We start from the raw sequence: 21496 nt of genomic DNA, 5'->3' as shown, positions 1-21496 counted from the left end.
TACTTTTCAAATTTGGAGCGTAGTGCTTGTGTTAAGCAGCATTCATTTTTAGGTTTGCACCGTACAGAAACCCTTATTCCTAAACCCGATTGAACGGAATAGCCCGCATCCTGGTTTTTTCATCGGAAGAGGACTATAAACGAAAGCGGATTACAAACCCCTCATTTCCTTATCCTGGCCTGGTACGTGAGAATACCAACCATAGCGATGCATTTCGGTCGGCCAGACACCAACCGATAGGTTTAATCTGGAGTTCTGCGTACAGCAGCAAGACACACTCCTTATTACCTATTACTGTTATTTAATTAGGTTATAAAGCTCATCCAGCCTTGGCGAAAGCACGATTTCGATTCTCCTGTTTTTGCTTCTGCCATCGGCATTTGCATTGCTACCCAGCGGCTGGAATTCGCCTTTACCGGTGGCTGTCATCCTTACGCTCTCTACTTTTTCGTTCTCGGTTAAATAACGTACCACTGAAGTCGCCCTAAGCACACTTAGATCCCAGTTGTCTTTTATCTGTCCTAAATTATTTATTTTCTGGTTATCGGTATGTCCTTCTACCGCAATATTGATTTCGGGCTGCTGTTTCAACACTTTTGCCAACTGGGTTAAAGCCTGTTTTCCTTTTTCATCGATAATGATACTGCCTGACGGGAATAAAAGTTTATCAGTTAGCGAAACGTATACCTTACCGTTTTTAATCTCTACGGTTAAGCCGCTTTTGGTAAAGCCCAATAAAGCCTGCTGAAGTTTTTCTTTCAATGCATTGGTGGCTTCATCGCGTTTGCGCAATACTTCTTCTACTTCTTTTAAACGTTTTTCGCGTGCGGCCAGATCGCCTGATAACTTGGTAATTTCTGTTGACGAGTTGCTCTTAAGCTTTTTGTAATTCGCATCAACGGTGTTATAACTGCTTTGCAGATCGCGCAGTTCCTCGGCCATTAATGTGGTATCCTTTTTCAGTCTTGCCACTTCTTTTTCGAGGTTTTCTATTTTAATCAGACTTTCGTTAAAGGCGGTATAAAGCGAATCTTTGGTTCCCAATAAAGCCTTATACTTTTTGGGTGATAATACCACGCAGGAGGTGAACGAAGAAATAAAGAGGAGAACGGCAAAGGCAAGAAAGGTATTTTTCATGTTTAAAGTTTCAAGAGTTTATTAGCAAGTGTTAAGTAGCAAGTATCGAGAGGTTATTATGTTTGAAAATTGTTATTGATTATTGCTGCCTGGTTATTGCTATTTGGTCATTGATTATTATTTAATTACTGCTCAATCGCATTTCGTAAAAATGCAACTAAAGGCTGAACTGTTTTAAAAGAACTTATCAACTTATTAACGAGGTTCGGTTTAAAAAATTCTTCATCGTCGATTTTTGTAATGGCTTCGAAGCTTTTCAGCTTTAAAAATTCGATATTAGGGTCTTCAGGATCATAGCCCTTCGGGGCGTTTTTAAGCGAATTATCAAAGCCTAGTTTAAAGTTTTTCTTAAAATCCTTTCCGTTGATAATTTCTTTAAAATCGCCTATATTATAATCAATTTCCTGCCGGATGAGTTTTAAATGTGGCGCCTCCGGCATCCAGTAGCCGCCGGCAATAAAGCTTTTACCCGGTTGGATATGCAGGTAATAACCAGGCTCGTTCCCTCCCTTGCTTTTTGCCGAAAACCAGATACCGAAGTTATTTTTATAGGGATCTTTATTCTTACTGAAACGCACATCACGGTAAATGCGCAACAGGCTTTTTTTCGGATCAGCTTCTGCCGATAGTAATGGGTCTACCTTGGCCAATTCAGGAATTAACTTAGCTACCAGTGCCAATACATCGGCTTTTGCTGTTTCGTAAACATCTTTGTTAGCTGCAAACCATTCGCGGTTGTTATTCTCCGCTACATCTTTTATAAACTTTAAGGTTTCTTTTTTTAACATACAGTTTTATGGTTAACTGATCATTGGTTCATTCGTCATTAGTTCATTGGTTCATTGGTTAGCGCAGTGCTTAGATATTGCTATTGTTGAATTGCTTAATTGTAAACTGCCAACTAAAAACTGTATACTGATTAATTGTTTACCTTTTAGCTACTCTCAACTCCAAACGCCCAATCAAACTTAATAATGGCTCACTGATCATTGGTTCATTCTCGCTAATCGCCAAACCAACAGTTAACCGATTTATACAATTTAAACAGTTAACCTATTTATCGTAATACGGCTTATACTTAATATTTGGCGATAAAACATGAAGTAATATTATCCTCGAATATCGGTAATTAAAGGGATACAGGACAAAACAGCCTGTAAAAATTACGATGAGGTAATGCCAGAAAGTGGCATCGGTAAGTGGTCCGAAAATGAGATAAGTGATCAAGCTGGCTACCAGCATTTCGATCACATTCATGGCATAACTTACGTACATCGCTGCATAAAAATAACCAGGCTCTATTTCTATACGTTGCGCGCAATGCCCGCAGATTTCTTTGGTGTGCTGAATATTCCAGCCATACATACTGCCTGTAAAAATGTCGCCCCTGCGGCAATGCGGGCATTTGCAATGCACAATGGCATAAAGCTTTGACGTTTGCCCACGCATACGGTTAATTTAGATTAATAGGCTCTTTACGCATGTTGAGGTGGATATTTTTTTTACGGTATTTTTTATACCACACTACACCTACAATAATGGCCATTAAATAAGGAACAGATAAAAGATAAAGAACACCCGTATTTAAACCTGCGGTTTGTGTGTTGCCGTTTTTAACCCCCTGCTCGGCATTAATACTGCACATGGCACATTGTGCATTAACATTTGGGGCCAGCGCAAAAGCAAATACCAATACCAACAGGATAAAAAATACTTTTTTCTTCATGATGTACAAATATATGAATAAACGGCCGGAGGGGTTTAAAAATTATGTCATAAAAAAGCCCCCGAAATTTTCGGAGGCTTATGGAGAGTTAATTCTAAAATTTATTGTAAGACCCCAGAAAATGTAAAGGTTGGATTTTGTACACTTTTAAATTGTGCAAACAAACCGCCAGTTACCGGATCTGTAAGATAATCAACAGTGAAAGTATCTACATTTAATCTTTGTCCTAACAAAGCTGCCATGAAAGGAACAATAATGGCACCGTTTCCATCTGCGTCTACATAAGTAAACTTAAATACACCGTCATCGGTTCTGGTGTAAGTATAGTTTATCGTACCCACATACAGAGTAGAATTTTGGGGCATATTTACTTTTAAGGTTAACTTTTTAGTTGTATTATTAAAGGTATATGCCATTTGCTCTAGTCGCAATGCATAACCTCCATTTAACATAGCTGATGCGGCTGTAGCCCTTCTGGTAACATAATCGGCTCCCCAACCTGCATAGGTTGTTGCATTCGGAACTGTAACTAAGGTATATCCTGCACCGATCAATAAATAAAGTGGAGTAAGTGGCGTAGGGCTACTCTTTACTATGTATTCTTTCCCGGTTGAATCATATACAGCCAGAGTTGTTCCATCTTTCCAGGCAAATCTCACAAATTTAATTCCATTATACACCAGTCCATTACCTAATAAATCAGCTCCTGCCAGTGTAAATGCAAATTTAGAGTTACCGCCTAACACAGTTTTATTATCTTCAAGTACACCAGTAAAACTCACTCTTTTTCCCGCAGTCATATTATTAGTAACATTAACTGCAATGCCAGCTTTTAATGTGGCACTACCAGAAACGATTTCGATATAAGGATATTTTATAGTAGAGAAGAATGATTTAAACTTGTCAATTGCTGTTTTATATTCCCCGGCAAGAAACGCTGCTTTTTGAGCTGCAGTAGCTTTAACTAATAATAATGGCTGACGAAACTGACGACCAACCATAATTAAACTATCAGCAGTTGATCGCACGTAGGTAAATTCAACATCTGATGAAAACCCACTTCCCTGCACCCCACCAAGTACCGACGATTTTGGATCTTGAAGCATTGAGATGAAGTTATAGGTATCAAAAGCCAACATTGCTCCACTGCCAGTGGTAACCCTGTAAGTTGATTCGGCGCCTGTTGAGGCACCCGCATCTGAAATATCACTATACATAGTTACTTTTTGGTTGACATTAAAATTCATATAGAAACCATAACCACCTCCTGCAGAGGTCGGCAATGTTGCTATCCAACCATTTGGAGCTGAAGTTAGTGTATTATTCACTAAAGCAATGGCATCTGCCATTCTTTCTTCAGGGCTTTTTTCAAAATTAGATTCAAAATCTGATTTTTTACATCCTGCCAGAATCACCAAAGTCAAGCAGAACAAATAAAATATTTTTTTCATAATGATAAAGTCTTATAAGGTTACTTGTCCTAATGCGCCATAGAAATAGTTAGTTGGAGTTCCACTAACATAAAAGCCACCGTAACTATTAAAATTATCTGCATTAATTGATGCCGGCATCCAACTGGCTACAAAAGTATTGTTCAGAAGATAGTCTAATAAGGGCTGTACGCCTGGCTTTAATACAGTTGCATTACCAACCCATGGGGCATCCGTACCTCCTGCAGTACCATTTGTAAATTTGGTTTGTCCAGTAGCAACAGTTAACGCTACATTTAGTGCATATTTTGCTTCTAAAACGGTACCAGCACTATTAGAATAATTAACATACAATACAGCAGTTGCTGCAGTTGGAAAATCCAATCGGATATAATTTAATCTCCGGTTTGCTCCACCAATTGCCGCTATACCAGAAACTGTTGCCTGGTGAACTGCCTTGAAATCATCCGATATACCGTAGTTCGCATAAACCTGATCAGTAGCTAAATTAATAGTCATGGTTTTAAAAAGGTTTTGTCCTAACCAATATGGGAAACTAGCTTGAGTATATTTGTATTGGTTTCTTACAACATTCTGGATTTCCTGCTGAAGTTTTCTAAAATCAACCCCAAGATTTACAGTAAAATACTGCACAACACTTGCTTCTTTTGCCTTCAATGCAGCTTTACCAACGGCTGTTGATGCATTTGCACGCGCATCAAACCATGCCTGTCCAAATACTAATAAATGGGAGGTCACTTCAGCAAAATCCTCAACAGGTTCGCTCGAAGCATAAGGCGTAACATACCCATTATCTCTGGCTGTAGCATCCGAAACTGTTGTCCAGGTAGCATTATAAGTAGACTTGGTAATATTCTGAAAATCAGCCGGCATCGGCACAAGTTGATTCAAAATGTGCGTAAACTCATGATGAATGGTTTTTAGTTTACCAACAACCAGAGAAGCATCATTTACATTAAAGTTATTGATGTCATAAATGGTTACACGCCTACCTGCAGATGCTGTGGCCAATATCATTGATCCATCGGTTTGGTAAGCACCGGAACCATACATTACCCACTCTTTCGGTACATTCTTTTTAATAAATGCAACTCCTGCTATTTTGCGATAGGGCAAAATAAAACCGTCTAATACAGTTTGCATTTGAGGCCTGACACTTGCTATGTTACTTGGAGCAACATTTTTATCATTGTCATAATAATACCTGCTGTAACGGTAAATTACATCCATATTATATTCATCCAAAAACGTTGTTTTTAGCCACAAATCTAAATCCGTATTGGCTACAGGATTATCTATATTATACTTAGTCAGATCAACATTTAACGGATCTTCTTTCCGGCACGAAATCATCATACCAAGAAGAGCAATAAAGCTCAAAGTCTTAAATATATTCTTTTTCATAATAATTATATTTTATCTTGGATTTAATGGAACACCTGATAGTTTAGCCTGCTCCGGAATTTGGAAAACACGCCTATTATCGTTAGCTTCTAACGTAACAATTGTTTCTACACCGCTAGCATCGAAAAGATTATGCTTTACCGGAAGGTGATTTCTAACAATGTCCATCCACCTCATGCCCTCCTGTAAAAATTGTGCTTTTTTAATATCTAAGATCAACTTAATAATTCCTTCTTTCGGATCCGCAGTATTATAAAACGTTGCCACTTTAGTCTGGGTAGCAGCATCAGAGGCAGTATAACTTCTCACGGTATTCGCCAAAATAAGATTGGCATCCTTTAAAGCATTTTCATATTGGCTTAACTTGGCATAAGCTTCAGCCCGATTTAATAATGCTTCGTCAGTTGTTAAGAGCGGAGCCATTAGATATGGGTAGCCGATTTGGGCAACCTGGTCAGTTAAGAAAAAGTATTCATAATATTTATAGGTAGTATAATTGGGAACGCCATAACTAAGAATTTTATTGGCATAAGCCTTGCCTGTTATATTACCATAAACACCACCAGCGGCGAACATTTTAACCAGGTTTGCACCATAACCATACCTTGGACTGGTTAATCTTTGATAAACAGAGTACTGATTAGCCAGCAAGAGATTATATTTTTGGTCAGATCTAGTAAAAGCAGCCCTGTAATCTGCAGTGCTTAATGCAGAAAGGGTTGTATTGATTGGCCTAACAATACCTGTATAATCTCCACCTACCGTAACTGCATTAGCATGATCTATTACTTTTTGCCACTCACCTTTAAATAAATAGAACCGGCTGGCAAAAGCATGACCCGCTGCTGGAGTGAAGTGGTATTTTGGCACTTTATATGCTGTGGCAGACAATAGAGCTAACCCTTCAGTTAAATCCTTTTCAATTTTTTCATAAGTAGATTGCACCGTACCCCTGTCATATTGTTGAATAACTTTAGTTTCCGGAGCGGTTACATATGGAATTCCAGGAGAATCATTCGCTCCACCAATTACATATTCTTTAGCGAAAAATGTAACCAACATAAAGTGCGCGTAAGCTCTTGCAACTAATGCCTCGCCCTTGTAAGGAAGGGCTGCAGCACCAAAATTATTCTTCTCGATAGCCTCTAAAGCCTGGTTTGCAGCAGCAATACCAGAATAGCAACCATTCCAGTAATTGGTTGATGTACCTGTATCATCGCCAATTACATCTTTCCAAAAATATGGCAAAGTGGAAACGTCATCAATAGTTCCTACGCCATTTCCTTTATCTTCCGCATTATCTGAAGCTGCTTCGGTAAAAGTGTAATAATCATATTGCGGATAAGCCGTTGCGACCAATTGCGCTACTTTCTCAACCGAATTAATTTCCGTTCTATTATCAGGTTCCTTATCTAAATATTTATTACAGCCCTGTGTGCTTAATAATAAACACATCCCTAAAACTGAATATATCGATATCTTTATTTTCATGTTCTTACTATTTAAAATCCAACTTTAAGTGAAAATGTATATTGTTTAGGAATTGGCAATGCAACACCGCCATTACCAAAAAACTCAGGGTCTTGGCCATTCAAACGCTTATCTGAATATAACAGGGCAATGTTATTCCCAATTAATGATACTGATGCATTAGACATGCGTAGCTTAGCAGCTATTTTTTTCGGGATATCGTAGGTCAAAGATATTTGCTTAAACCTGATGAAATCGCCTTTAGCCACCCTTTCGCTCGAAAAATTATATAAGTTATAAGGATATACAGCATTTAAAGTAGCTCCATCTGCATCTTTAATAATCCTGGCTGAGGTATAAGGGTCTAACAAAGCCGGCACATTTGTGAATGCTTCATCCCCCGACTGTATCCATCTGTTTAACATCGATTTAGACATGGAGTATAAATCGGGATAAGTTGATGAGAATGTTTGTGCTAAACGAATGTAATTACCAGCTGCAAAGGTAAATAATGCCGAAAGGCTAAATCCTTTATACCTAAACTGATTGTAAAAACCACCAGTAAAGGTTGGATCTATAGGACCTTCATACTTTAAGTATCCAATTTTATCACTTTGAAGATTAACATAAGTATTTTTATTGCCTTTGTCGTCAACATAATAAGGATACCCGTAATTGTGATCTAAGCCTGAAAACTGTATAGAATATAAACCAGCCTGAGCATGGCCAAGTGTGGCAGCACCATTGTCATCAACCAGGTTAAATATTTGTGGATTTACTTCTAATGATGTAATCTCATTTTTATTAAATGCAAAGTTAAATTGGGTTCTCCACCTAAAATCATCTTTATTGATTGCATTACCTGCTAAAGTAAATTCAATACCCTTCGATTTCATTTTGGCGTAATTCGCAGTTTTAGTAAACTGTCCGCCGATGCCAGAAGTTTTTATTTCACCAATTAAATCGTAAATATTTCTTTTGTATAAATCTACTGTTAAATTGATTCTACCTTTTATTAAAGATAAATCGGCACCAATATTTGCTTCTTTTAGTTTTTCCCATGTTAGCTCATCGTTAGCCAGACCTGAAATATAAGTAACCGTTTCTTTTTCATTATCGTAAGGTCTTCTTGAAAGTTGGTTATAAAACACAGCAGCCGAGTTATTTGCATTACCTAAATTTGCTACTAAACCATAAGTACCCCTGATTCTGGCGGAAGTTAAATAATCATTTTTAGGCCAAAAGCTTTCCTCCTCGATATTCCATGCTCCTGAAACGTTCCAGGTAGGCAACCATCTTGCGGTCCTGCTCTTACCCATTAAATTAGAACCATCATAACGTGTGGTAGCATTAAAACTGTATTTGTCTTTATAGGCATAAGCTCCCCTCAATGCAAAGGAAGCAAAACGATCAGCTCCAACACTCATGGCGTAATAAGGTGCTGCAGCTTCTTGTGCTTTTTTGAAATAGTAGTAATTTGCATTTACTATGCCCCCATTATCATATTGATATCCAACTCCGTCAAATCTTGATGTCTGCCTGTCAATATAACGTGCCTCCATTGAACCAAAAAAGTTTAATTTGTGCACTTCATTAATGGTTTTATCAAATTCTAAATTTTGTCTAAAATAATAGTTCTTCAGGTTATCATAATTTACGTTATAGAATCCTCCTTCAGGAAGGACCACAATTGGATATGCCGAGAAGTCATCGGGATTCTGATATAAAAAAGGATTACTGCCTAAAACCGTTGGATCTTGTGCCCCAGCTCTAAAAACTTGAGCCATATTTGAATTTTCTTTAATATAATGCTGGCGATCTGTTTTAGCAAATCGGTAAGCACCATCTATCGAATAGGTTAAACTCGGTATAATTTTATATTTAATACCACCTTGTATTTTAAAGTCTATCTGCCCTAACGATAAATAATTATTTTCTAATTCATTAATAATATTAAATGGAGCAAATCCTCTGTTGAAATATTCTAAACTTCCGTCCGTATTGTAAGCTGTTACCGCCCTGCTTGTATTTAGTGCATATGAGTAAGGGTTGATATCAAAATCTCGTGAAAACTTACCATAAACAGGATCTGAAGTTCTGGTCAATGTACCTGGAGCACGCTGATCCCTAACAGAGCCATTGGCCAATAATTCTCCACTAAATTTATCACTCAGCTTAAAATTTATCCTAAAATTACCGGTAAAACGGTCAACTTCGTTTCCCAATGTTTGGCCACTATCATGTAAATAAGATGTAGAGGCATAGGTTTGGAATTTTTCTGTACCAGAACTCACACTCAGAGAGTGTTCTTGAAGTAAAGAATTCTTAAACAAAACATCAAACCAATCAGTATTAGCATTGGCGTATCTCTCTAAAAATTTGGTTCTGCTAATCACGTCGTTTCTTAGTTGATAAGTATTCGTCGCTGCGTCATAATTGTACAATGCATCGTACATTTTACCAAATGGACCAACGTTTGCTGTTTTCGTGGAAGTTTGTTGAAAGTATCCTTTGTTCTCCAGTTCTAGCATCACAGACATTTGATCTGCAGAATTTAGAATATCATATTGAGAGTAATTGGGTTTTAAATAAGTAGTTAAATTGGTGGTGTAACTGATTCGTGGAGCTCCTTCCGTTTGACGGCCTTTTTTAGTAGTAACAACAATTACACCGTTCATTGCCCGTGCACCATACATAGCTGTTGCAGCAGCATCCTTTAAAATATTAAAACTTTCAATATCATCAGGGTTTAAACCCGCAACAGATGAGCCGATCAGTGTATTTGCATCTCCTGTAGATAGAGCGTCATTTGAGATGTTTACCACATCTTCCAAAATAATTCCATCCACCACCCAAAGCGGTTTATTATCTCCAGAAATAGAAGTAGCACCACGTACGCGAATTTTAGGAGCTGCACCAAAAGTACCTGATACGTTCTGTACAGAAACACCGGCAACCTGACCTTCCAACATTCTACTAATATCTGGCACACCATTACGTTGTGAATCTTCCGCCTTAACCAAGGTTGAAGAACCTGTAAATAATTTTCGGTCCAACTGTTGGTAACCTGTTGATACCACATTTACCTCATTAAGCTGGGCAGCATCTTCTTCCAAAGTAACATTGATAATGGTTTTAGCACCAATTGGAATTTCGAGTGTTTTATAACCAATGTAACTAAAGGTTAAAACGGCACCCTCTTTAACAGAGATAGTATAATCGCCCGATGCATTGGTAGATACTGCATTAGCTGCACCTTTTTCTCTAACACTTACACCAGGAAGGGCCGTACCACTTTTATCGCGTACCTTACCCGAAACCTTTACCGCTACAAAATACCCAATCACTTTGTCGATTAGCGATTTTTCTTTGGGCTTAATTAAAATGGTTTTATCCTCAATGGTATAAGTTAAATCATTTCCAGCAATAATTTTTGCCATCACTTCCTCAATAGTCGAATTATTAAAATTCGCATTAAATGTAGTGGTACTGCTAATTTTATTGGTAGAGAGCAGTACATCATAACCAGATTGCAATCTAATTTCGCGGAACATTTTTTCGAGCGTTACATTTTTTTCTTTTAATGTAACCAGCTGGCCAAATGAAGCTGCACTTACCTGCATTAATGAGGCAAGCAAAATGACCGTAACTAACTTCATAATAAATAGCAATTTAGGTATGTAGCGTCGATGCGTACATAAAATTCTAATATAAATTTTGTACATTTAATAGTCTGTTTTTGTGCGGAACGCAATAAAGTTTAGACGCCAAATAGCGTTTCGCGGTTATCCAATAAATAATTGATTTTTAATCGGTTCCGATTTCCGGAATAGCCAAACAGATATAAAAGGGGTGTTCCCAGCACTCCTTTTTTATTTATCCAGCATTGAATCGTCAGATGTATTGTCGAAGTTTATTCATCATTTGTTAGGTTAGGGTTGATTAATTAGTTGTTTATTTTTAGAGATAGCGGTTAGTTAGTCCGCCATCTTTTTTCTTTATTCCTTATGAACAATAATTTTGTTACCTTTTATATCGAAACGAACCTGTCCGGTTTGCTCCAGTTTGGTTAAAACTTTTGATATTTTCTCAAAACGGCTTACTGTTCCATAGTATATTACATTTTTTGCCTGCGGATCGGCATATTCTACTTCCACATTATACCACCGGGCCAATTTGCGTAAAATACTGGCGTGTTTTTCGTTGTTAAATTTGAAATAACCTTCCTTCCAGGCAATGGCTTCATCCACATCGGCTTCTTTTACGTCAATGCCTGAAGCAGATACAATAGATTGATCGCCCGGTTTCAATATTTCGGTTTCATTGGTACTCTTATGCAGCACACGAACACTTCCTTCTAAAAGGGTGGTTTTGGTTACAATTTCATCGTGGTAACTATTGATATTGAAATGAGTACCCAATACCTCAACCAATTGTTTATCCGTTTCAACAATAAAGGGCCGTGCATTATCTTTGGCTACTTCAAAATAGGCTTCGCCATCAAGTTTAACCATCCGCTGCTTTGCTTTGCCTATGTTTAAACCATACTGCATGGATGAGGCTGCATTTAGCCACACTTTCGTTCCATCTGGTAAACGGATCTGCCACTCGCCACCATTAGGGGTTGCGATGGTATTTACCCTGGTATCGTCAACGCTTTCTGATTCATCAATATTATATACCAGCTGGCCGTCTGCCGTTTTAGTAATCGAGAAGCCCGCTTCCTTGGCAACATCGCCTGTTAAAGCATCAGAAAGTGAAATCTTTTTCCCATCTGCCAAAGTTAAAATGGCTTTATTTTTCCCCGGAGCCACATCAGTTGCAAAAACATGCTCTTTCTTCTTCTGTAAAGAGATATAAGCCGTAACCGAAAACACAATAAAAACAACTGCCGCTGCCGCCCATTTTAAGCTTTTCATTAAAACCCGTTTAGGCGACCGTGCCGGTTTATCTACCGTCAGAATTTTATTCAGAACGCTATTCCACTTTTCATCAACAACATCAGCAGCATGCTCCTCTTCAGCAATAATCATTTTCACAATTTCGTCTGAAAGCAGTGAATTATTGTCAACAGCCAAAGCCAAAAGTTCTTCTCTTTCAGCTTGACTTAGTTTCTTAGTTGTAAACTGTTGTAATAAATAATGTATACGTTCCTCCATAAAGATTCTGATATTAAGAAGCAGTAAAATAAAATTAGGACTATCGGGATTTCACTTTTTTTTATTTTATTTTTAAAAAGAAGCAAATAATTGGGAAAAAGAATACAATCCCATGCTGATCAAGATGAATGCGTATTGATTTTAACGCAATTACAAGGGCGTTTTTAACCGTATTGGGCGAAATATTTAATAATTCCGCAATTTCAGGTATGGTTTTACCATCACGTCTACTTAATTGATATATATTTCTGCGTTGATCAGGTAATTTTTCAACTGCAATAGCTATAATTTTAGTTACTTCGTTTAGATTAATCGTTTCGATGGTATTGTTATGGCTATCCTGTTGCCTGGCTGTAAATGCATCTACAACTCTATCTTCTTTTAATTTTTTACGAAGGTAACTTAAGCACTCGTTGGAAACATATTTATACAGATAGGCTTTTACATTATCTACTTCAGCCAGTTTATCGCGGTTTAACCATACCCTTAAAAAAGCATCCTGGATAATTTCTTCGGCAGCATCGTCGGATTTTGTAAATTTTGCGGCAAACAACTGGAGTACGGACAGGTATTTGAAGAACAGTACCGAAAAAGCCTGTTCATCACCCTCTACTATCTTATCAATCAGGGCCCGTTCTTTATCCATATTACTTACTGCCATAAGTTAGTTCATCATAACCGCCATGTATTTCATTTTCTGAATTTATCAGATAGATAACAGAGATGGAAAACTAAAACTATTTAGTTTAACCTTAATATAACTTTATAACCAAATATACTGATTAAGAAATTTTACGCGCTAAAAAATATATAAAAAATAAAAAGCCTTAATTTTAAAAATAAGGCTTCGTTTATACTTCTGGATAATGCTTTTAAATTTCCTAATATTGATAATACGGCGAAATCATCAGGTAAACCACAACACCGGTAATGGCCACATAAAGCCATAGCGGAAACGTAATTTTTGCAATTTTCCTGTGTTGATCAAATCGTTCGGCAATTGCCCTCACATAACTAACCAAAACCAATGGAATAATTGCTATTGAAAGCAATATATGCGTTAAAAGGATAAAAAAATAGATATATTTTGCCATACCATCACCACCAAATTTGGTAGAAGGAGTAGTCATATGGTAAGCAATGTACATCACCAAAAACAAAAGTGAGCAGCCAATGGCCGTTTTCATTAAATTTTGGTGCAGAACGATTTTTCCATTTTTAATTGCCCAAACTGCAATGACCAATAATACGGCTGTTATGCCATTAATGGTCGCATATATAGGAGGCAGGAACGGAAGCGTTGGTGCATCAATTCCAAGATCTTTTAGTTTTACAACAAACAAAAAGGCTACGGCAACAGGAATAAAAATGGATAAAATAATAATCCACTTGTTATATTTCTTCTCTATTGGGCTATTTTCCATGAGTATTTTTAATCAATTTATTTAATTATTCTATTCGTCTGTAAACTTTGAACTCCAAATTATGGACTCACAGCTCCAAACTAACCTACCTGCCGTCTTTAACGTTTCTCAGGTATTCGGCAATGAGTACTTTGATCTCGTCTTCCAACCTGGCATTGGCTTCAGCATTATCGGCATCATAAATACCACGGATACGGTGAAGATTATCGATGAGCAGGATCTTATTACCAAAAATAAAGCTTGGTTTTTCTTTGCTGTCATCTTCAAGCACATCAAGCAATAAGCCTTCTTTAATCAAAGGATAAGTTTGTACAGTATCGCCGGCCAGGAAATCCCATTTGCCTTCCTTGGCCTTAAAGCCTTTCGCAATAGCTGTCAATTTACTTTTATCAGCAGGATCTACAGACAGACTTAAAAATTTAACCAATGGCTTTTGTTCATAGCTATCAGATAACTGTTTAATGTATTTGTTGGTCTGTTGGCTACCGGCACCAGAATAGAACAGGTTAAATACCACAATTTTATTTTCCAGCGATTTCCAGCTGATGGTATCGTGATGTTGGTTAATCAGTTTAAAATCCGGAACCTGGTGATAAATCGTATCCGGTATTTTCTTTCCCTTAACACTATGGAATGTGGAGGCAACTGCTTTTTTTCCAAAGATGGGTAAACTTTTATATCTGTTTTTTGCAAAGTGCGGCAATATGTAAAAAAATAAAAATCCCGGTATAGCTAAAATGCTTACCAGGATTAATACCTTTTTTATCGGGCTTCTTTTCATTAATGGTGTAGCATGTGCAGATTTAAAAATCCACCTTCTGTTAACATTAAAACAATAAAGTAAATAATAAAAATGAACGATACGGTTAATGAAAGCTGCAAGCCCAGTTTCTCATATTTTAAGTGCATAAAATACGCTACGATATAAAATGCTTTCAATAAAGTTAACACAATATAAACATAGTTACCGATGTGCTGGGTCATCAATCCTTTAGGGATCAATACCAACGCAATGATAAACTCAATTACCGTGATTAATAAAAGGATACCAAAAACTTTCCAGATTTTACCTTTTGATAAACCTGCGTGCTCATCGTGTCCGTGACCTTCTGTTGTATGTGAGTGCTCTGACATAAAAATATTTTTATAATATGATAAATTAAACCAAATAGAAGAATGTAAATACAAACACCCATACTAAATCTACAAAGTGCCAGTATAAACCCACTTTTTCTACCATTAAATAATGACCACGTTTTTCGAAAGTTCCGTTAATGGTCATGATCAGGATAATGATATTAATGATTACACCACTAAATACGTGGAAACCGTGGAAACCTGTAATGGTGAAGAATAAGTTTGCAAATTGTTGTGACGCAATTAACGATACATCTTCAGGTTTATTGAAAAAGTGTTTCAATTCTTCAGCAGAAGGGATATGTCCCCACCAGAAACCATCATGGTGTAAGTGAGTCCACTCAATTGCCTGACAGCCTAAGAACATGAAACCACCGATGATGGTTGCTATCATCCAGCCAATTACTTCTTTTTTAGAACGCCTGTGTCCGGCTTCTACAGCCAATACCATGGTAACTGAACTCATGATCAGGATAAATGTCATGATCCCTACGAATACCAGTGGAGCACCATGTTCCATTACACCAGGGATAGATTGGAAAACTTTATCCGGAGCTGGCCATGTTAATTTAGAAAAACGCTGAGCGCCATAGTAGATCAATAAAGAAGAAAAGGTAAAAGCATCTGACAAAAGGAAAAACCACATCATGATTTTACCATATTCTACCGACCACGGAGAACGACCACCATTCCATGGCCCGGTTTTAACTTGATCTAATTGTGATACTGCATTCATTTGGAAATAGTATAATAGTTTGTTAACAAATTTAACGGTTCAAAAGTAAAAAAACATACAGATATATCCATAATATATCTATAAAATGCCAAAAAATAGAAGCAATTTCCATTCTATACTGGCTTTTAGCGGGAGGAATATTCTTATAGCTACCGGCTAATGCATTAATAATAAGGCCAACACCAGCAATAATGTGTAATAAGTGTATACCCGATACCACATAAATAAAAGAAATGGCAGCGTTGTTACCCACCAGGGTAGCACCCGTTCTTACCATGCTTCCCCATGCATTAAACTGCATCACACCAAAAACAATGGCCAATATAACGGTAACCCAAAGCAGGTTACGTTGTAAGCCGAAGTTTAGTTTTTTTAATGCTTTAGAAGCTAAAAATAAGGTAATACTGCTGGCAATAATCACTATGCTCGAGTAAATAAAAGCGTCAGGAAGCACTAAACCATGCCCCTTGCCTTTAGATGCTGCAAATACCAGGTAATAACTGGTAAAGCCCCCGAACATAATCGTAGATGATACTACAAATAGCCAAACAATAAACTTTCTGGGTTTGGGATCAAATGTATCCTGGAATTTTTCCATTGCGATATCCATAAGTTATTTTGCTATAAAATTTAATAATAAACCCAGCTGTACAGCAGGGATGTAAAAAAACGAACAGAACATCACTTTCTTTGCATCACTTAATTCTCTGTTCATTAAAAGTTTAAAAGCCAACCAGCTAAATATTAATCCGGCTACTAGTGATAAACCTGCGATATAATAACCACCAAAGCCATAAATGGTTGGCAATAAACTCACAGGGATTAAAATCAGCGTACTTAAAAATGTAAGCAAGGCCGAAGTTTTGTCTCTTTTTTTTGTTGGTAGCAACCTGAAGCCTGCTTTTTTATAATCATCATCCAATACCCAGGCAATCGACCAAAAATGTGGAAACTGCCATACAAACTGGATCAGGAATAAAATACCGGCAATATGATAATCAATTTCATGGAACATTTCAGCTTTTAAGCTTCCGAAAGCAGCCAGATACCCAATAAGTGGTGGCAATGCACCAGGAATGGCTCCTACAAAAACAGCAATTGGCGATTTTCTTTTTAAAGGCGTATAAGCAAATGCATATAATAAAATCGAAAATACAGATAAAAGCCCTGTTTCAAGGTTTAATTTTCCCAACAGCCAGGTTCCTAAAAAGCTCATAAAAACGCCCAGTATCAAACCTTGTCCGGTAGTCATTCTACCGGCCGGCATTGGGCGGTCTTTTGTACGCGACATGAGTTTATCCAGGTCTTTTTCTATAATCTCGTTAAAACAGTTTGCTGCCGCGGTAACTAAAAATCCGCCGGCAATTAAGATCAGCCAGTTCCCCCAGTCGATAGTAGGGATATGACCTCTGCCTACCTGCATTTTCTGACCGATCAAGAAAGAAATCGATGCAGAAAACACTACCGTAAACGATAGCCTGAATTTGATAAGTTTAGAAAAATCTGAAATATATTGTTTCAATTCCCTTAATATTATTGTTTATACGTACTTGTACGGTAAACCAACAGGTACAGATAAAATTGTAAACTAAATAGCAACGTCGAGAACAGGATGTGCACTGCCTGCGCTGCCGGTGGAAAAGCAATGTAAGCCAATGCGAAACCACTTAATAATTGCACTAAAAGCGTAATGAGAATAAACCGTGCCGTTAACAATGGTGCTGCCTTACCACTAAAACGGTCTATTACCATTTTATATACAATCGCATTGGTTACCACTACCAAAATCGCCAGGTCTCGGTGGTAAGAAAATACGGATCCTGCCTTCGAAAGCCAGGTATGTTTACTGCCATAAGCGAGTTCTTTCGCTACTCCGTCTATCGCTTCCCTTACATCTGTTCCCAATACAATCTGAATAATGCTGATCAGCAGTGTAAAGAACAAGAAACCTTTTAACCACAATATCCGGTACATAATTACCGAAGGTGCCTTATTGAGTTGCTTGGCATAATTATAGGTATATATGGATATGGCCAGAATAACCAATGCCAAAAGCATGTGTACGGTAACAACCCACTGCGTGAGGTTGGTTGATACCACAATAGAGCCTAACCAACCCTGGTAACCTACCACAAATAGATTCAGGATACTTAATACAATAATGCGTTTGGCCTTTTTACGGAAAGTAAATGAATAAACCATGGTTAGGAACAGGAATATTCCAGCTGCTACGCCAACTAAACGGTTAATGTATTCGGTCCAGGTTTTTGCAGGATTAAACTCCTCTGGTATGGTAATGCTTTTATCGTGCCTGATACTATCCGCAAGGGCAACTTTCCCCATGCTTTCGAGGTATTTGGCAAATTTTTCGTTCTTTTTTAACCTGCCCGCTACATATTTTTCTTTATAGTTGGCGGGAAGCTGCGATACATCGGTTGGCGGAATATAACGGTCGAAACATTTAGGCCAATCCGGACAGCCCATGCCAGATCCCGTACTGCGTACAATACCTCCGGCAAGTATAACCAGCAATGTAACGATGATGGTTATAAGATTTATACTAATGAAACGTTGTTCTGATCTGCTGACCATATCACTATTAAGATGAAAAGGGTATCCGGATAAGCAGAAACTTAATCAGATACCCCTTTTAAAATTTAATTTAAAGCTTTAACTAGCCTTTATTTTCTGGCACAGGATTAGCCAATTCCCAATCCCGCTGGATTTTTTCCGCTTCTTCATTTCCTTCAAAATCATGAGGCAAGTTAGAGCTCATGGTTTGAGAGAAAGGTACAGTTTGAGGAATAAAGTCTGCATCATGTCCTGGCTTGCTATAATCGTAAGGCCATCTGTAAACTGTTGGAATTTCTCCTGGCCAGTTACCATGTAGATGCTCAACAGGTGCTGTCCATTCTAATGTATTGGCTTCCCAAGGGTTTTGAGGAGATACTTTCCCTTTAAAGATCGAGTAGAAGAAATTGAAAAGGAATGCTACCTGCGCAAGTGCTGCCATAATAGCTGCCCAGGTTACAAACACGTTTACTGTCAACCATTTCTTCATAAATTCGAACTCCGTAAATGCATAGTAACGACGAGGTACACCATCTAAACCTAAGAAGTGTAGCGGGAAAAATACCAGGTAAGCTGCAATAAAAGTTAACCAGAAATGCAGGTATCCTAATTTAGCATTCATCATTCTTCCAAACATTTTAGGGAACCAATGGTAAACACCGGCAAGCATACCGAAAATTGCTGCCGAACCCATTACCAGGTGGAAGTGAGCAACAACAAAATAAGTATCGTGCAAGTTAATATCCAAAGATGCATTTCCTAAGAAGATACCGGTTAAACCACCAGATATAAAGAATGAAACCAAACCGATAGCGAATAACATAGCCGGAGTGAAACGGATGTTACCACGCCATAATGTAGCTAAATAGTTAAAGGTTTTTACTGCCGATGGTACCGCAATGATCAATGTGGTGATCATAAATACCCCACCCAGTAATGGATTCATACCGGTTACAAACATGTGGTGACCCCAAACAATGAACGATAATACAGTGATACCGATAAGTGAGTAAACCATTGCGTGGTAACCGAAGATCGGTTTACGCGAGTTTACGGAGATTACCTCAGACGAAATACCCAATGCAGGCATAATTACAATATATACCTCAGGGTGACCTAAGAACCAAAATAAATGTTGCCATAAAATCGGAGAACCACCCTCATTTGGTAAAATATCGGTACCGATAACAATATCTGATAAATAGAAACTGGTTCCGAAACTACGGTCGAATACCATTAACACTACCCCAGCCACAAGAACAGGGAACGATAAGATACCTAAAATAGCAGTCAGGAAGAAAGCCCAGATGGTTAACGGCATTTTCCAAAGGTCCATACCTTTGGTACGCATGTTTAAAATTGTACTTACGTAGTTGATACCTCCCATTAAAGATGAGGCTACGAAAAGTACCATACTTACTAACCACAGCGTCATACCTAAACCCGAACCCGGCATAGCTTTAGCGACAACGGATAGTGGCGGATAAACTGTCCAACCACCCGAAGCAGGTCCGGTTTGGATGAAAAACGACGACATCATTACCACACATGCCAGGAAAAAGAACCAATAAGAAAGCATGTTCAGGAATGGCGAAGCCATATCTCTTGCCCCTACCTGAAGTGGAATAAGTAAGTTACTAAAAGTACCACTTAAACCAGCAGTTAGTACAAAGAATACCATGATGGTACCGTGAATGGTTACCAAAGCCAGGTAAAAATCAGGTTTGATACGGCCACCCTCTGCCCATTTTCCTAAAAAGGTTTCTAAGAATGGGAAGTTTTTATCTGGCCATGCCAATTGAATACGGAATAAAATTGATAAGCCCATTGCAATTACCGCCATGATAATACCGGTAATTAAAAATTGCTTAGCAATCATTTTATGATCCATACTAAAGATATACTTTGAAATCAAAGTCTCTTTATGATGCCCATGATCAGCGTGATCGTGATTGTGTTCGTCGTGTAATGCTATTGTTGACATAATTCGTTCGCTCCTGCTTAATATTATTTATTTAAAGCCATTTGGTTAGTTTTCACAGCAGCTGAATCGTTAGCTACTGAATCTGCTACTGATTTTACAGGTGCAGGTGCCACTGGCAAATTAAATTGTTTTCTTAAATCGTCGTTTAAGTATGTTTTCTGTTCAGCTATCCAAGTTTTATACTCGGCCTCAGAAACTACACGTACCACCTTTTGCATGTTGTAGTGACCAGATCCACAGATCTTGGCACAATAGAAAAGGTACTTAAAGTTAGGATCATTTGTTTCCTGCTGCATTTCTGCAGTAGTTTTTGTAGGCGTAAACTCAAAGAAAACGCGCATACCCGGCACGGTATTTAACTGTACCCTAAAATGCGGCATATAAAAACTGTGAATTACATCTTTACTGGTTAAGATCAGTTTTACCGGTTTTCCAACTGGAATTACCATTTCATCTGCCATCTCATCATCGCGGGAGTTCAAATCCTTGAAATCGATACCCAAAGGATTGGTAGCTGTAGTTAACTTATAGTTTTTAGCACCAACCACACCGTCAGCTCCGGGATAACGGATAGACCACTTGAACTGCTCTGAAGTAACTTCGATCTGTAAAGGTTTATTTTTAGGATCTTCGGTTTTGAAGAAAATTGATCTCCAGGTTAAGAAACCCATCAATACCAATACTGTTAACACCAAGGCCGGAATGATGGTCCAGATTTTTTCGATGGTATTGTTATGCGGATAGTAGTAAGCTTTTCTTTTAGCAGAATATTTGTAGATATAAGAAAAACCGAATAACAGGATGTGTGTAACTACAAATACGATTGTAGTGATGATTAATGTTAAATTAAACATTTTATCAATCTTCTTTCCATGTTCTGATGCTGCATCAGGAAGCAGCATAGCACCATGTACGGTATATTCCCAATATACACCATATAAACCTACCACTAAAAACAGGGCAAATAAACTTGCGTGGATCCTGTTCCAGTTAATGCCAACAGGTTTACCTTGTGCTTCGCGGCTTAATTCATACACCCTTATTGCCTTACCAATAATTGCGATGAATAAACATACGGCAAGAAAAGCCAGTATATAAAATATTACTGATTTATAAATCTCGCCCATATCAACCTTCGGTGCCGCGGCAGCACCTGCTGCTGCATCTTGCGCAAATACGCTAGTGTTTGCAAAAGCGGTAATCAATACTGCTAAAGCTGCGGTCGTTTTATTCGTTATAAACTTTCTTAAACTCATTTTCTTAAAAGTAGTACGCCGTACTGCTAATTATAATAATT

Annotated in this window: 19 protein-coding genes; all 19 read right to left on the bottom strand. The window is 37.9% G+C overall.

All coding sequences use genetic code 11. The annotated features are described in order from the left end of the window. Positions 1-297: 297 nt before the first annotated feature. Positions 298-1137, bottom strand: coding sequence for an OmpA/MotB family protein (locus tag GGQ60_RS20175; protein ID WP_183767788.1), 840 nt, complete (start codon positions 1135-1137; stop codon positions 298-300). Between the two features lie 125 nt (positions 1138-1262). Continuing rightward, positions 1263-1925 carry a DUF2461 domain-containing protein gene (locus GGQ60_RS20170; RefSeq protein WP_183767786.1) on the bottom strand — a complete coding sequence of 221 codons (663 nt, stop codon included), beginning with the start codon at positions 1923-1925 and terminating at the stop codon, positions 1263-1265. 265 nt (positions 1926-2190) lie between these two features. Further along, a complete protein-coding gene (locus tag GGQ60_RS20165) occupies positions 2191-2586 on the bottom strand; it encodes a DUF983 domain-containing protein (protein WP_183767784.1) in 396 nt (131 codons plus the stop codon). 4 nt (positions 2587-2590) lie between these two features. Continuing rightward, positions 2591-2863, bottom strand: a complete 273-nt coding sequence (locus tag GGQ60_RS20160; protein WP_183767782.1) for a CAMCR motif-containing small membrane protein — start codon at positions 2861-2863, stop codon at positions 2591-2593. Positions 2864-2964: 101 nt separating this feature from the next. Further along, positions 2965-4314: a DUF4302 domain-containing protein gene (locus tag GGQ60_RS20155; protein WP_183767780.1), complete on the bottom strand. Its 1350-nt coding sequence runs from the start codon at positions 4312-4314 to the stop codon at positions 2965-2967. A 12-nt stretch (positions 4315-4326) separates the two neighbouring features. Continuing rightward, positions 4327-5718 (bottom strand): substrate import-associated zinc metallohydrolase lipoprotein, encoded by a 1392-nt coding sequence (locus tag GGQ60_RS20150; RefSeq protein ID WP_183767778.1) that lies wholly within the window; start codon positions 5716-5718, stop codon positions 4327-4329. Positions 5719-5730: 12 nt separating this feature from the next. Then, positions 5731-7209 (bottom strand): RagB/SusD family nutrient uptake outer membrane protein, encoded by a 1479-nt coding sequence (locus GGQ60_RS20145; RefSeq protein WP_183767776.1) that lies wholly within the window; start codon positions 7207-7209, stop codon positions 5731-5733. An 11-nt stretch (positions 7210-7220) separates the two neighbouring features. After that, positions 7221-10847, bottom strand: coding sequence for a SusC/RagA family TonB-linked outer membrane protein (locus tag GGQ60_RS20140; RefSeq protein WP_229685170.1), 3627 nt, complete (start codon positions 10845-10847; stop codon positions 7221-7223). A 339-nt stretch (positions 10848-11186) separates the two neighbouring features. Continuing rightward, complete coding sequence (locus tag GGQ60_RS20135) at positions 11187-12347, bottom strand: FecR family protein (protein WP_183767774.1); 1161 nt, start codon at positions 12345-12347, stop codon at positions 11187-11189. Between the two features lie 61 nt (positions 12348-12408). Continuing rightward, positions 12409-13008 carry an RNA polymerase sigma-70 factor gene (locus GGQ60_RS20130; RefSeq protein WP_183767772.1) on the bottom strand — a complete coding sequence of 200 codons (600 nt, stop codon included), beginning with the start codon at positions 13006-13008 and terminating at the stop codon, positions 12409-12411. Positions 13009-13228: 220 nt separating this feature from the next. Continuing rightward, the gene (locus GGQ60_RS20125; RefSeq protein WP_183767770.1) at positions 13229-13771 is read right to left on the bottom strand and encodes a DUF420 domain-containing protein; all 543 of its coding nucleotides are present in this window, start codon (positions 13769-13771) and stop codon (positions 13229-13231) included. A gap of 85 nt (positions 13772-13856) precedes the next feature. Beyond that, positions 13857-14552: an SCO family protein gene (locus GGQ60_RS20120; protein ID WP_183767768.1), complete on the bottom strand. Its 696-nt coding sequence runs from the start codon at positions 14550-14552 to the stop codon at positions 13857-13859. Beyond that, the gene (locus tag GGQ60_RS20115) at positions 14552-14905 is read right to left on the bottom strand and encodes a cytochrome C oxidase subunit IV family protein (protein ID WP_183767766.1); all 354 of its coding nucleotides are present in this window, start codon (positions 14903-14905) and stop codon (positions 14552-14554) included. The genes GGQ60_RS20120 and GGQ60_RS20115 overlap by 1 nt, the downstream gene beginning before the upstream one ends. Before the next feature lie 25 nt (positions 14906-14930). Beyond that, positions 14931-15644, bottom strand: a complete 714-nt coding sequence (locus tag GGQ60_RS20110) for a cytochrome c oxidase subunit 3 (protein ID WP_113947728.1) — start codon at positions 15642-15644, stop codon at positions 14931-14933. Between the two features lie 31 nt (positions 15645-15675). After that, the gene (locus GGQ60_RS20105) at positions 15676-16254 is read right to left on the bottom strand and encodes a cytochrome c oxidase subunit 3 (RefSeq protein WP_229685169.1); all 579 of its coding nucleotides are present in this window, start codon (positions 16252-16254) and stop codon (positions 15676-15678) included. A 3-nt stretch (positions 16255-16257) separates the two neighbouring features. Beyond that, positions 16258-17166: a heme o synthase gene (cyoE, locus tag GGQ60_RS20100; RefSeq protein WP_183767764.1), complete on the bottom strand. Its 909-nt coding sequence runs from the start codon at positions 17164-17166 to the stop codon at positions 16258-16260. Positions 17167-17177: 11 nt separating this feature from the next. After that, positions 17178-18236 carry a COX15/CtaA family protein gene (locus GGQ60_RS20095; RefSeq protein WP_183767762.1) on the bottom strand — a complete coding sequence of 353 codons (1059 nt, stop codon included), beginning with the start codon at positions 18234-18236 and terminating at the stop codon, positions 17178-17180. An 82-nt stretch (positions 18237-18318) separates the two neighbouring features. Further along, positions 18319-20199 carry a cytochrome c oxidase subunit I gene (locus tag GGQ60_RS20090; RefSeq protein WP_183767760.1) on the bottom strand — a complete coding sequence of 627 codons (1881 nt, stop codon included), beginning with the start codon at positions 20197-20199 and terminating at the stop codon, positions 18319-18321. A 23-nt stretch (positions 20200-20222) separates the two neighbouring features. Next, positions 20223-21455, bottom strand: coding sequence for a cytochrome c oxidase subunit II (locus GGQ60_RS20085; RefSeq protein ID WP_183767758.1), 1233 nt, complete (start codon positions 21453-21455; stop codon positions 20223-20225). Positions 21456-21496 lie beyond the last annotated feature (41 nt).

It is taken from the genome of Pedobacter zeae (assembly GCF_014196715.1).
GTDB lineage: Bacteria > Bacteroidota > Bacteroidia > Sphingobacteriales > Sphingobacteriaceae > Pedobacter > Pedobacter zeae.
This window is presented reverse-complemented; position numbering and strand designations above follow the sequence as displayed.